12 protein-coding genes are annotated in these 13,474 nt (G+C 38.2%); 3 read left to right on the forward strand and 9 right to left on the reverse strand.

Features of this window, described 5'->3' with window-relative positions:
• Positions 1–36: 36 nt before the first annotated feature.
• Entirely contained in the window at positions 37–1,392 is a 1,356-nt protein-coding gene (locus FGQ66_RS06010; RefSeq protein WP_113845568.1) for an alpha-L-fucosidase, read from the reverse strand.
• 149 nt (positions 1,393–1,541) lie between these two features.
• On the opposite strand from FGQ66_RS06010, the gene FGQ66_RS06015 reads away from it, so the two are divergent.
• Together FGQ66_RS06015 and FGQ66_RS15400 are read left to right on the forward strand one after the other, a co-directional pair.
• Positions 1,542–2,177 carry a DUF624 domain-containing protein gene (locus FGQ66_RS06015; RefSeq protein ID WP_230315235.1) on the forward strand — a complete coding sequence of 212 codons (636 nt, stop codon included), beginning with the start codon at positions 1,542–1,544 and terminating at the stop codon, positions 2,175–2,177.
• Positions 2,165–2,647, forward strand: coding sequence for a hypothetical protein (locus FGQ66_RS15400; protein WP_230315236.1), 483 nt, complete (start codon positions 2,165–2,167; stop codon positions 2,645–2,647). Before FGQ66_RS06015 ends, FGQ66_RS15400 begins: the two co-directional genes overlap by 13 nt.
• Before the next feature lie 94 nt (positions 2,648–2,741).
• Here the strand turns inward: FGQ66_RS15400 and FGQ66_RS06025 are convergent, their stop codons facing one another.
• On the reverse strand, positions 2,742–4,958 hold the full coding sequence (locus FGQ66_RS06025) for a helix-turn-helix domain-containing protein (RefSeq protein WP_113845567.1): 2,217 nt from the start codon (positions 4,956–4,958) through the stop codon (positions 2,742–2,744).
• Between the two features lie 505 nt (positions 4,959–5,463).
• Between FGQ66_RS06025 and FGQ66_RS06030 the strand changes: the two genes are divergently transcribed.
• The gene (locus FGQ66_RS06030) at positions 5,464–5,811 is read left to right on the forward strand and encodes a bacteriocin immunity protein (RefSeq protein ID WP_081133554.1); all 348 of its coding nucleotides are present in this window, start codon (positions 5,464–5,466) and stop codon (positions 5,809–5,811) included.
• Between the two features lie 411 nt (positions 5,812–6,222).
• Here the strand turns inward: FGQ66_RS06030 and FGQ66_RS06035 are convergent, their stop codons facing one another.
• The 7 genes from FGQ66_RS06035 to FGQ66_RS06065 all read right to left on the reverse strand — a co-directional run bounded on the left by FGQ66_RS06035 (position 6,223) and on the right by FGQ66_RS06065 (position 13,301).
• The gene (locus FGQ66_RS06035) at positions 6,223–6,489 is read right to left on the reverse strand and encodes a Txe/YoeB family addiction module toxin (RefSeq protein ID WP_113845566.1); all 267 of its coding nucleotides are present in this window, start codon (positions 6,487–6,489) and stop codon (positions 6,223–6,225) included.
• Entirely contained in the window at positions 6,474–6,725 is a 252-nt protein-coding gene (locus tag FGQ66_RS06040; RefSeq protein ID WP_016176676.1) for a type II toxin-antitoxin system Phd/YefM family antitoxin, read from the reverse strand. The genes FGQ66_RS06035 and FGQ66_RS06040 overlap by 16 nt, the downstream gene beginning before the upstream one ends.
• Positions 6,726–7,217: 492 nt before the next feature.
• The gene (locus FGQ66_RS06045) at positions 7,218–7,532 is read right to left on the reverse strand and encodes a hypothetical protein (RefSeq protein ID WP_005876031.1); all 315 of its coding nucleotides are present in this window, start codon (positions 7,530–7,532) and stop codon (positions 7,218–7,220) included.
• An 87-nt stretch (positions 7,533–7,619) separates the two neighbouring features.
• Positions 7,620–9,806 carry a type IA DNA topoisomerase gene (locus FGQ66_RS06050; protein WP_138302009.1) on the reverse strand — a complete coding sequence of 729 codons (2,187 nt, stop codon included), beginning with the start codon at positions 9,804–9,806 and terminating at the stop codon, positions 7,620–7,622.
• A 319-nt stretch (positions 9,807–10,125) separates the two neighbouring features.
• A complete protein-coding gene (locus tag FGQ66_RS06055; protein ID WP_113845562.1) occupies positions 10,126–11,313 on the reverse strand; it encodes an LCP family protein in 1,188 nt (395 codons plus the stop codon).
• A 101-nt stretch (positions 11,314–11,414) separates the two neighbouring features.
• Positions 11,415–12,440: a 3-deoxy-7-phosphoheptulonate synthase gene (aroF, locus tag FGQ66_RS06060; protein WP_113845561.1), complete on the reverse strand. Its 1,026-nt coding sequence runs from the start codon at positions 12,438–12,440 to the stop codon at positions 11,415–11,417.
• Complete coding sequence (locus FGQ66_RS06065; protein ID WP_138302010.1) at positions 12,441–13,301, reverse strand: shikimate dehydrogenase; 861 nt, start codon at positions 13,299–13,301, stop codon at positions 12,441–12,443.
• Positions 13,302–13,474: the final 173 nt, after the last annotated feature.

Here is a 13,474-nt window from a genome sequence, read left to right on the forward strand (position 1 = left end):
TAACCTCCTTTTTAAAAATAGTTTGCGCTCTCATTTTTATTTATTCTTTGTTATTCGAAGTCCGATTGCTCCGTTTACGGGACGTGTGATTTCACTGCTAAGTAGATGATATTCGCCATCTATTTCATAGAATGACAGTTGCTTTTCTGTTGCTAGATCTACAACGACTGTGTCTATACTCGCTTTGATTTCACTTAACTTGATAACAGATTGCGGTATTTCCAGAATGCTACGAAATGCGTAATATGTATTTTTTTCTTTATGCGAGGTAAAATACCATCCCTCAGTATTGTCACTCTGTTTTTTTTCTAGAGGTCGCGTATGATAGATCCCTTCACCATACCTTTGCAACCATTCACCGATTTCTTCTAAGATGGATGTTTCTTCCTTGGTGATCGTTCCTGCAGGAGTTGGCCCTACACCTAAAATCAAATTTCCGCCTTTACTGACAACATCAATCAGCATCTCAATCAATTCCTGACTTGTCTTGAACACGTCATTTGGCACGTATCCCCAGTCGTTTCCTATAGGTATGTTGCTTTCCCAAGGTTTTGAAGGAATCTCATCATGCGCAGGTATTTTTCTTTCTGGCGTCACATAGTTTTCGTGACGTCCCCCCATCATCCGATCTACAATGATCAATTCTGGTTGCGACTCACGGGCAATCTCTGCCAAACGGTCCATCTGTAGATCTTCTTTGCCTTGTCCACACCAACCAGCATCCAACCACAGAAAATCGATCGGTCCATAGTGAGTAGTGATCTCCTTTATTTGATGATGAACAAAAGAAACATATCTTTCCCACAGTTCAGGGTGCTTTTGTGTATCATAGCTGACATGCCGACCTTTGATAGTTGAATCATCTAACCAATAAAAGGGCGAGTACCAATCAGCTTTAGAATAATAGGCACCTGTCGCTAACCCCGCAGATCGAAAAGCAGTGAAAACTTCTTTAAGCACATCTCTTTTAAAAGGGCTTAATTTACCTCCGATTTTGTACTCTGTTTCCAGTGTATTGTATAAATTGAAGCCATCATGATGCTTCGCTGTGAATAAACAATACCTAAAACCGGCCTTTTGACAAAGTTCCGCCCACTTTTCGGCGTTCAATTTTTTGGGGTTGAATTCCCTTATAAGCTGCCAATAATCCATTCGTAAATCTGCTATATTCTCTCGATAGGCTCTACCGGCTCGTGCCCATTCATCTTTTTCAGACAATTGCCAAGACTCCACGATACCTGCTTGCGCATATAGTCCATAGTGAAAAATGACACCGAATTTCAAATCTTGGAACCAACTGAGACGTCGTTCCAGCATTTTTGTTTCTGGATAAATCTCTTCTTGTTCATCTCTATTTTTCGATTGTTCAATATCGCCTCGGATTTTTTCCATTACACACCTCTCCTTTGTTTTAAACCTACTGGGCAAAGACAGAAAAAACAATATGTAAAAAAAGCCAATGTGTAATATCAGGAATACTATGGTATTCGCAATTTTTTCATAGTATCTTTTTAGTAAATAAACGTAGCAAGGAGGATCTTATGCCTACATCTAACGCCTTTTATGACCTATCTTATCGTTTTGGAACGTTCCTGATACTTTTGCTTAAACTGCAGTTTTTCTGGCTACTGACTCTCTTGAAAGGCGGGATCATTTTTGGCTTATTTCCAGCGACTGCTACCATCTTTCAGGTTTTTCTATTCCTTTTTACGAACAAAGAAGTGCCTCAAGAATTGGCATCTTGGTATAAAAAAACGACTAACCGTCAGTTCAAGGCAATCAATCGATTAGGCTTCTTCTACAGCAGCATCTTGCTTTTTATTTGGTTCGATCTACGAATAGCTGCACACTTTCTGCGCCATTCATTCGTTCATCTGAGTTTATTGCTCTTTGTATGTCTGTTCATTCTGGCAGGATTCTATCTTCTGCCTGTCTTTCTACGATACCAGCTAACATTTAGCCAATACTTCATACGTGTATTTCTCTTGATGTTCTTAAATCCTTTCCAGACATTAGCGATGGTTGTCAGTAGTATCCTCACCTCAGCACTTGTATTCTGGTGTCCTTTATTCTGTTTCTTAGCTATCCCATTATTTTTGTTTCCAATCGGCTTTTTTACTTTTCAGGCGATGCAACGTGGAGAGAACCTTGCGAGGAACAAGACATGTACAAAATGATTCGAATTTTTATTTTTTTACTCATTTCTTTCTTTTTGTTTTTCATTTGGCTAGGTAGTGATCACCAAGATACAGTATCAAATAGGCAAACAACTGCTACACTTTCGGGAAAGATCACGGATAAAGAAAGTGCCCAAAATTGTCTTGACTTAGTAAAAAAGAATTTAGCTGCAGCCACTGAAAAAAACCTTGAAGCTTATCTGGCTACTTTGTCTGACAAAGCGCAGGCAGACACAAAAAAAGAACTATCAAGTATTGATTCTTATGATCTAGAACACGAGCTGATAGCTTTCAAGGTACTTGAGCAACGGCCAGATTCTTTATTTGTTGAAGCATTCCAGCGAACGAATAATCAAGGAACAACCCATTATCAAAACCATATCGCTCAAATCCATTACACGTTTATGATTGAAGCAGGTGAATGGAAAATCACTGATGCCATCATTACCAATATCGAACAGATCGACTAAAAAACAGCTTTCCAGGGTTAGACTGTCCTACTCAAGGACGTCAATCCATAGAAAGCTGCTTTTTGTTTTCATGTTCAAATAGTGCAAACACCGTTTATTCACGGTTCATTTCTCGATATTTACCTGGTGTCATCCCGACAATCTGCCGGAATTTTCTTGTAAAATTAGAGATATCATAATACCCATTCTGTTGGATGATCACCTTGATGGGCAACTCAGTTTCTGCCAATTCTTGTTTTATTTTTCTAAAGCGCAACATTTGGATATATTTTGAAAAAGTCAGTCCGCTTTCTTTGCGGATCGAACGACTGACAAAGGAAACTGAAACAGAAAAATCTGTAGCTGTTGATTCTAAACTAAGCTGTGCCGATTGGAAATTCTGCTGTAGATAGGCCAAGATTTGTTCTTCCAAACATTCCGGTTGTTTTTTTGGTATCTCGCCCATTTTTTTGCAAATTCGTTCTGCTAGTTCGTTTAAAAAGTTTTCAAGTTCGATCAAACTAGAAAAATCAGGCAATTCTTCCAAGTGATGGAAAATCCCTTTACCGATGAGTTCATTTCCTATTTGGAGGATCGTATTAAGTAGATAGTATCCATATAATTTTTGCAGATTTTCTGATTTCAAGTTCAGTTCTCCATAAGATATCAGTTCTCTGATTGTTTCTAAAACGTGATCAAACTCTCCATTTTCAAGGTAGTTCACTAATTTTAAACGTAGATCACTAGGATACTCGATACTCAAAGCATTCTCTTTAGTAGTTAGTTCTGAATAGTAACGGATTGTTTCTTTCACATTCGGATAACGTAGCGCTGCTCGCGATTCAATATAGGAACGATTTAACTGACCGAGACTATGAACGATAGAGCCAACCCCGATCCGAATAGGTTGTGAACAGCTGTCGGTAATCATTTGGACGAGTTCAACCTGCTCGTCAAGAGATCCACACCCAATCGCGAAAACAAAGGTCTGATTTTCTATATTCTCGACTCCATAAGCACAATAGTTGTTTGTGATTGCTTCAGCCCACTGATTATTTATTCGTTCTTTCGATTGATCCAACTGTTTGAGATCAATCGTTGCAATAAAATAATACTCCGTCGAAAAGTTGATATGGACAGCTGTCAGTAACTGCTCCAATTCGGAATCGATCACTAATTGACTGTTAAGCAAGCGCTGGAAAACTTGCTCCCTTGCATATGGGATCTGTAGCTGATTCTGAATAGTCAATTTTTGGTGCGCAATGAGAAATTTTGCTAATGTATCAGAGACTTCTTTAAGTGAAGAAACCGTAAGTGTGGGGTCTTCTTGAAATTGCTGTGCTAAGTACTCGATTTTTTGAATAGGACGCAAGTTACGCATGCTAAACAAAACGACGATCACTAACCCCATAAACAAAATCACTAAGATCAAGACAATCATTTTGGTCTGAACTCGTTCGATCGTAAGCAATGCCGTTGTTGGATCAACAAGAGAAAGGAGCGAGAGATTCAAATAAGGATTCTTCAAACTTTGGATAAGATATCGTTTTTGCTTGATCTTCACATTTTCTTTTGTCATTAGTTTCTCTACGGAATAAGGCGTACTGAGAAAAGTATTCAGCTCCTCACTTTTCGTCTTTGTCACTAATTGATAGCTTTCATCGATGATATAGTTTAGATTTGTACTAGCAGGACTATAAGCATCGAGTACTTTAGTAAGAGTGTTCTTTTTGATTTCGTAGATTGCGATACTATGTACGGTACCTTCCTTGTTTTGTATTGGAACAACATACAGATAGGAAGAAGATGGCAATTCCTCATCAGAAGCAATAGTGATAAACTTGGCATCAGTCGTAGCCAATTGTTCTTGTAGTCTCTTTTCCAGCTGATGATCGTTCTTAACTGTTTTTCTAAGAAACAGTTCCAGCGAGTAATTTCCTGATGAGGAGTAAAGCATCTCGGGGCGGTCATTCCGATAATAGAGATAGACTTCTTCAACTAACTCACTAGTTATTTTGTATGTATGTAATATTGATTTGCCTTCTTTGATATAATACGGATGATCCAGCGAACTTAAAGCGAGTTGGCGATTGTCAGTGATCCGCTCCGTGAGATGTGCCAACTTCAAAAAGTTGCTCTCAAGCGAGTAATTGATCTGCATCATCTGATTTTTTGCCATCAAGCGCACTTGTTGTTCTGTACTTTCCGTTGCTGTAATATACCAGATCCACGAAACAGATAAAAATGGAAGTAAAAAAGCAACGAGATACGAGCCTAATATGCCTAGAAGTCTTCGAACATTGATTCTTTTTTGTTTAATCCTTCTGATCAAGTCCACCTCCAACTTAGTTTATTGTTATAGTAGAACATCAAGCTACAAACTCTTCCTTCTATCTCTTCTATTCCAACATAAAAATAACGATTTAGCAATACAATATGGAAAGGATGAAAACATTATTAGGTATGAAAAAAACAAGTCCATCCTATGTATTTTCTATATTTAAATAACTCGAGTGATTATTTCTAAAAACCTATCACTAAATCAAAGCTACATCCAGACAAAAGACCGATTTTTAAAGTTTCGCCGAAGGGACGTTAGCATCAAGTTCATCCCTCTATTAAAACCAAGAGTGCTTTTTCTGATTTAAATGTAAGATGCAATCTTTTTTTCAATCATTCCTTCTTGATCTTTTGTTGCACATTTTTTTGATGTTTTTTTATGTGTTTTATAGTTGCTCTTTTTATACCATGCAAGCGTTATCCTAGTTCGATATATTCTTTGACAGTTTCTACTTCGAGTGCTAGTCTTTAGTTATTCTAATAAGAGGTGACCTAAAATGAGTTCCATTGAAAACAAAGCATTAAAGGATATTGTAGATTTATACTCCCTTTTGAGAGAACGCAAAGATCAGACACCAGAGATGCTGGATATCACTGATGTATTGCTAGAAGTATCAAAGAAATTGAGAACGACAAAAAATCCAGAAGCTTTGATTAACAGACTCGTCCAATATATTCGCAGTACTGCAATCAAAGGAAAAATCTATTTCCCACCAGAAGAAGAAAAAATCGTTATAAGTCTGAGTGCCATTGGAAAAAAAGCTGGTTTAAATGGATTATATATGGCAGATTTTTCAGACAAGACACAATTTTATAATTGGACAGAACAGGTTCCTCGTCATTAAAATAAACAATTTCAGATTGATCTCTGAAATTTAAAAAACGATCAGCCATACGGATGAGCAATTTCCATTAGAGAGATTGCTCTTTTTTGCGGGTTTCATCACTCAAAAGAAGAAAAAGTGACATGCAAAAGCCATAACTCGTGGATTTAGATTTCAATACTGCATACACTTAAATATACGCAAAAAATTCAAATGCTTCCAAACATACGAGTATGATAAGCTTGCATGGATCACTACTGTAAATCAACACAACGGATAACCGTATAACCTGAGGAAATATTAAAAAGATAATAACAACTTTTCGAATATAAAAAAAGCAAAAAACAGTCCCTACTCGAAGAATCGGAAACTGCATTTTGCCTTTTCGTTTTTTATAATTCTAACTATTTCTGTAGAAAATAAAATTACATCTTAAAACCCGTGTTCATAATGAGGCCATACAGAAACAATAGTAATTGTTTTATTTTGATCCTCTACGCTATAAACTAAACGATATTTAATATTTATGCGTCTCGAATAATAAAGTAACCCCATTAACTTTTCATAAGGTGGTGGATTCTGATAAGGGTTTTCTCTAATGACTGTAATTAGCTCATCAAACTTGTCATTCAAATTGGCATCTTTCAGTTTGGGCAAGTCTTTCCGGGCATTCTTCTTAATTTTTATATTGTATCCCAATCAATTTCACCCAAATCTTCACTTTCTTCATTTTCAAAGTGATGGATTTGATCTAAAACACCCGCATTCTGTAAGTAAATTGTTTCTTGTAAGGAGTTCCAGTCACTTTTGCTAATCATAACAACACTTTCGCCATCTTTTGTACTAGAAATTTCAATAGGCTGGCTGTCTGACACAACATGCTTGATGATTTCATAAAGATTTTTTCTCGCATTTGTTGGAGAAATAACTTCCATACTTCACCCTCCCCTTTTTACAATTGTTCGTAAACCAATTATAGCGTACGTCAAAAAATAGATTTTAGCTTATATTAGAGTCAACTGTAAAATGCGCAAAAAGTGATAAAAATTTTGATCTCTCTACCAACTTTCTGAATAAAAGATGGAAACTTGAGTATCAACGGAGGGTATGCATTTTATCTCCCAAATCTATTGATATAGCAAGTAAACAATTAGAAAATCGACTCATTTTGACAAGGATGAATGAGTCAGGATTAATTCTTTTTTGCAGTTCTCCCAGTTATCTGTTGACAATTTTCCTTAACTGTTTGTCCCACCAACGCGATTTGACAAAGAGCCCAAATAAACAGAACAGAAAGAAGGTTTTTTCTTTCTGTTCTGTCCAAATTATTCTAAGATTTCTCTTTATCAACATCATTTGACAAAGAGCCGGTTTTCTCTCCAATTTCTCAAACCTAAACGACTTTTGTCTCGACCTCAAGTCAATAATCAGATGTATTGATGGAACAGTTGTGTTAGAACAGGTAAGAAATAGATGATGACCATCGCGATAACCACCATGATCAACTGTTTGCGCTGTTTTTTACGTTTCAGCATACTACTTGTCTTGTGTAAAAAATAAGTAGCGCCTTTTGCTATTGCTGTCAAAGTAGATAAAATCAATGTTGGAGAATAAGCTGTAGGATCTTGTTTGATCGACAATAATTTTGTCCCATACTCTGGGTATTTAAGTAATGCTTGATAGATAGCAACGATCATGATTGCTCCCATAAAATAGTTTAAAAATGAATGAACTTTTTTCAAATGGTAAAACTCCTTATTTCCCTAATGATTTTATTTGCTCGTGTATTGGTAGTGCGGCTTTTACGTACTATCTGAATGTGAATCACTTTAAGTCTCTTTTTTTGTGTCTCCTGTTTTGTCCATCCAAGGAAATGAAAAACCGATCGTGAGATCATCTTTCAACACTAACACAGCATCAAATTTGCCTTTTTTGCCTGTAAAACCTTTGATGACTTTGCTAGTTTTCCCTTTAGACAATAACTCTCGCAAATTTGTTTTGGTCAATTTCTTTTTCGCGATCGTTGGCCATAGTTTAAATTCGCAAGCTGGATTTGTACAAGTTGCCACTTTAGGATACAACATGATGATTCCTTGTTTGCACTTAGGGCAATGTCCCAACTGGTCATTTTTCTTCTCCATTGCTTTGATTTGTCTTGTGCCAGTGATTTCTTTAGACAAGTCGACTTTTTCGATTTGTTTTGGAACAGATTCCAATAAATGAAGAATGAATTTTTTGATATTTTCAAGGAATACTTCTGGAGTTCCTTCGCGATTTCCGATTTTTCTGAGATAACCTTCCCAGCGGGCTGTCATCTCTGCACTGGTCAATAGCGGCTCACCTGTTACGGCTTTGCACAAGGTAATCCCTTTGGCAGTCACCGTGATTTCATTCTTGTTGACTTCAATATAGTGACGCTGCTTTAAATTTTCGATGATATTGGCTCGGGTGGCCTCTGTACCGATCCCCTCTACTTCTTTCAATATTTCTTGTGCCTCTTCGTCGTCCAGCGTTTTTCCCGCTGTTTTCATGGCAGTGATCAGCGTACCTTCGTTGTAAGGTTTAGGCGGTTGTGTTTCTTTTTCGATACTCGCCAAATCAACTTCAACGACTTCATCTTTTTCAACTGCTGGCAATTGTTGGAGGTCTTTCTTTTTATTTTTTGTTTCTAAAATAGCCTGCCACCCTTTTTTGACAGGAATTCTACCAGTACTTTTCAATCGTAAATTTTCTACGCCTGTCTGAATAACTGTTTCTTCATAGATGTAGTTTTCAGCAAACATGGCGATCGTAGTTCGTACGACTTGAAGATAGATTGCTTGTTGCAAACGAGATAATTTAGCGAAACGTTCCTTTGAAGGAATCGTCTTCGTTGGAATGATTGCATGGTGCTCTTGCACTTTCTTCGCATCAACATACCTTTTCTTCGCATAAGTATCGGGCGTTGGAACATTTTCGATACCTAAAAATGTTTTGTACTTGTCAAGGTTTCTTACTAAATACTGGTGTTCATTTTCTGTGATGTAAAAAGAATCTGTTCTAGGATAACTTAAAAATTTGCTTTCATATAATCCTTGGACAGCATCGAGAGTCGCTTTTGCGCTTGCTTTCATCAACTGATTCATTTTCGACTGCAAACTTGATAGAGAAAATAAACGTGGACTGCTGAGCTGTTTCTCTTTTTTTGATACGTCTAAGATTTTCCCAGGCTGTTTCCCTAGATGTGCCCCTAACCGTTCGATTTCTTTCACTAACTCTTCTGATGTCTTGAAGCTTTTCTTCGGGTCCATCTTCCCAATGAATCGTCCATTTTTAGAAACGATTTTCGCTTCACTTTCAAAATAAGGTTCTTTTTTGAAATTTCTGATTGCTTCTTGCAGTTGATAGATCATATAAAGCGTTGGGGTTTGGACACGCCCTAAAGAAAAACTGCCATCGATCCCTTTTTGTTGCAGTAACAAGCTATATAAAGGACTGCCATTCATACCAATCAGCCAATCCGCATTTTGTCTTGCTTTTGCTTCTTTATACTTAGAGAAATAATGCTCCCCCGGCCTAAGTTGCTTGAATCCTTCATAAATCGCTTCTTTTTCCAGCGAATTGATCCATAAACGAAGGTATTTCTTTTCTTTCGTGAATGCTTTTGCCTGTATGATGATCGACCAAGCAATTGTTTCTCCTTCACGATCCCCATCAGTTGCAATGATGATCGTATCTGCAGATTGAAGCTCTCTTTTTACGATTGAGAATTGCTCACGTTTATCCGCAGGTACTTCATAGCGAAATTCCTCGGGGAAAATCGGTAAGTTCGTCAAAGACCATTTCGCCCAACGCTCTTCGTAAGCACCAGGAGGCAACATATCGACTAGATGACCGAATCCGTAAGTGATCGTAACTTCACCAGTGAACAAAGGATCAGCGATTTCGTAATACCCTGGATGACGTTTCCTTTGCTTGAACGTTTCAGCATATGCTTTTGCTTGAGAAGGCTTTTCAGCTAGAATGACTGTTTTCATTGCTTCTCCCTCCGTTATCTCTGCCTTTTTTCAGACTTCTTTATTATGGAACAAACATTCGCATCTGACAATAAGAAAATCGTTTTCTTGTGAAAAAAGGTAGTCCACTCTTTCCAATCCCCTAAAAATAAAACCGAATAGTCTGAAATCGACTAAGTATAGCCAGTTCTCAAAAATCAGCTTGCTGAACCTCTTTTTTGAGTTACATTTTCTATCGTTGAGATGATTTGATTTCTTAGCTATCATTAAAACAAGCGGACGAGACAAAAGTAACCATCACTTTCATCTCATCCGCTCAATTCGTATAAACGATTTTGCTTTATTTACTTAAAAATTCACTGATTGCCGATTTATTTGCCTCATTATCAATGACTAAAATACTTCCTGCATACTCGCTATTTCCGTAATTCCAAGAACCGTCTACAGGAACACTTAATCGATCGATCCCTCCTGCTCCACGAGCAATCGAAAAAAGATTTTTGGCAATGAACAGCGCAGTAACATCTGTTGACGTATAGCCGATTGCTTTACCAGCCGCATAAGGCGCACGAATAAGATTCAATGGATTTTTCAACTGACTAAAAATAGCATTCATTACTTGCTGTTGTCTTCTTACTCGACCAAAGTCCCCTTCTTCATCCATTCTGAAACGAGCATACTGAAGAAGGACGTGTCCATCCATTTTTTGGACTCCTTTTTTGATATCCACTCCATCAAGATTTAGATCTTTTTCCGCATCGATTTTAACACCGGTCATAAACAGTGCATCGATCACTTTCTCAAAAGATTTGAAATCCACTTTTGCGTAATACTGACAGTCGAGCCCAAAGTTTTCTTTGAGTGTCTGTCTTACAAGATCTGCGCCACCATAAGCATAAGCAGAATTGATCTTGTTTTGCCCGACGCCGGGGATCGTCACAAAACTATCTCTCATAAAGGAAATCAGTTTAGGTTTGTGGGCAGGTCCATCTAATTGTAAGACCATGATCGTATCTGCCCGTCCAGCATCTTCTCCTCGCGTATCGCTACCTAGGATCAAGATATTATGGGCCCCACTCGAAGATTGGACACCATTAAAAGTTTCCGTCGTTGCACTTTCAAGACTTTTATCATGTTCTGCAACAAACTTGCCAACAAAGAACGAACCAATCGAGTAAATAAGAAGAAAGAAAATGATTCCTAGTACGATTCTTTTCCAGGAATGTTTTTTTCGTTGTTTCGGTGGTTTTATCCCTTTGTTACGGTGGAAGAAGCCTTTTTTCTTAAAAGTAGACTCCTCTTGTTCAGTTGCTTTTTGATAGGTGTAGGGTGTTGATTGCCGCTGATGTACCGCCTCTTTCTCATCAAACCTGTTGGAAGATTCCTGATGATTTTGATAGATACGTGTAGCATCATCTTGTTCAACATACTTTTCTTTTTTTCGTTCTCTTCTAAAGATACTGCTTGAATCGTCTTTAAGAGGTTTTGCTTTTTTATGGATGTTCTTATAGCGATCCATCCGACTCATGTTCGTTCCTCCTTGTTTCATATATAATTAAAGAATACGATATCAAGGAATCAAAAACACTGAAAATGACAACAATTTAATAAAAAATAACGAAATCAGTTCTAAGCATTCTCTTCTTTGATTTTTTTCATGGCGTCTGTCATGATCTTGACTTCCTTCATCATCCGTAGATAATGTTTTTCATTCAATGATTGCGGGCCATCTGACCAAGCATGAAGCGGGTCAGGATGGATCTCAACGATCATGCCGTCTGCTCCACTTGCAACTCCAGCTCTAGCCATTGGGGAAACGAGGTCCCACACGCCTGTCCCATGACTAGGATCCACGATGATTGGAAAATGACTTAATTTTTTGATGACTGGGACTGCGCTAAGATCGAAAGTATTCCTTGTAGCTGTTTCATATGTCCGAATACCCCGTTCGATAAAAATGATTTTTTGATTTCCCTGAACAGCAATATACTCAGCGGCATTCAACCATTCATCAATGGTTCCAGAGATGCCACGTTTCAATCCAATCGGCTTGCCCGTTTTCCCGGCTGCTTCTAATAAGCGAAAATTCTGCATATTACGTGCACCTATCTGTAAAATATCGCTGTAGTGCGCTACCATATCGATATGACCTTCATCCATGACTTCTGTGATCACCTGCATCCCACATTCATCTGCTGCTTGGCGAATGTAGCGGAGTCCTTCTTCTCCTAGACCTTGAAAAGCATAAGGAGAAGTTCTCGGTTTAAATGCGCCACCCCGTAAAATCTGCGCACCACCTTTTTGGGCCATTTTCGCCGTTTCCCGTATCTGCTCTAAACCTTCAATGGAACAAGGGCCTGCCATCGTTACAAAATTTCCAGCCCCGATTTTCACACCATTGACATCCACGACTGTATCTTGAGGATGAAAGATACGAGAAGTTAACTTATACGTATTCGTGATCCGTTCTACATTTTCTACTCCTTCATAACGTAGAAAAGCTACATCTTGGATCAACCGTGTATCTCCAACTAATCCAAGGACTTGTTGTTCCTCTAACTGGTTCACTTGGACAGTTAGTCCTTCTTTTTCGACTCGTTCAATGACCTTGCGCACTTCACTATTGGTTGCAGATTTCTTCATTACAATAATCATTTATCTTCCCTCGATTTTTTCTCTCACTAACTGTACTGGCATTTCTTTTTGTGTCCAGAGTTCAAACGCAATCGCCCCTTGATGGATCAGCATCCCTAAACCATTGTATCCTTTCGCACCAACCTTCTTTGCTTCTTGAAGCAGTCTTGTTTCTTTAGGAGAATAGATCAAATCAAATACCGCTAGATCAGCATGTAACAATCCGACATTCGCAATTGGTAAACTGTCTTTTTTTGTCCCCATCCCGATATCCGTCGCATTCACTAATACATCCGATGACGCGAGATCTTTACCAAGCTGACCTTCATCCGCATAATCCCACACACGGATCAGACATCCAGTTTGAGCTGCGACCTGATCGAAATAACTCTTCAAAGATAGAAAAGTCGCATTTTTTCGTTTATAAACAACGATTTCCCGCGCGCCTTCTAAGGCCATTTGGACAATGATTGCTTTTGCAGCGCCACCGGCTCCAAGAACAGTGATTTTGCGATTTTCGATTGAATGCCCAGTTTCTTTTACAGAACGTACAAAGCCCATCCCATCCGTATTATAACCAGTCAAGCGACCTTCGCGATTCACGATAGTATTCACTGCTCCAATCAATTTAGCTTCAGGACTTAATTCATCTAAATAATCAATCACTGCTGTTTTGTTTGGCATCGAAACATTGACACCTAGCATAGAAAATGTGCGGATACTTGCCACCGCCTGTTCAAGACTTTCTTGATCGACATCAAAAGCCAAATAGATGGCATCGACACCACAGGCTTCAAAAGATGTATTGTGCATCATTGGCGATAAACTATGTGAAGCAGGTGAAGCAAAAAACCCGGCCAATTTTGTTTTTCCAGAAATCATGATGTTCCTCCTTTTATAAAAACTGCCATCAGATGTCATCGTTCGCATGAGGAGTACGAAGACATGGATGGCAGTGAATCATTTCAGGTAAAATTATATAAGGTAGCACACATCTGTACTCTAAGAAAGTCAAAGTTCAGATGACTTGACGTACTGCCTATCAACTAAATAAA

Source organism: Enterococcus sp. BSD2780061688st2 D3, assembly GCF_005844145.1.
Taxonomy (GTDB): Bacteria; Bacillota; Bacilli; order Lactobacillales; family Enterococcaceae; genus Enterococcus_B; species Enterococcus_B durans.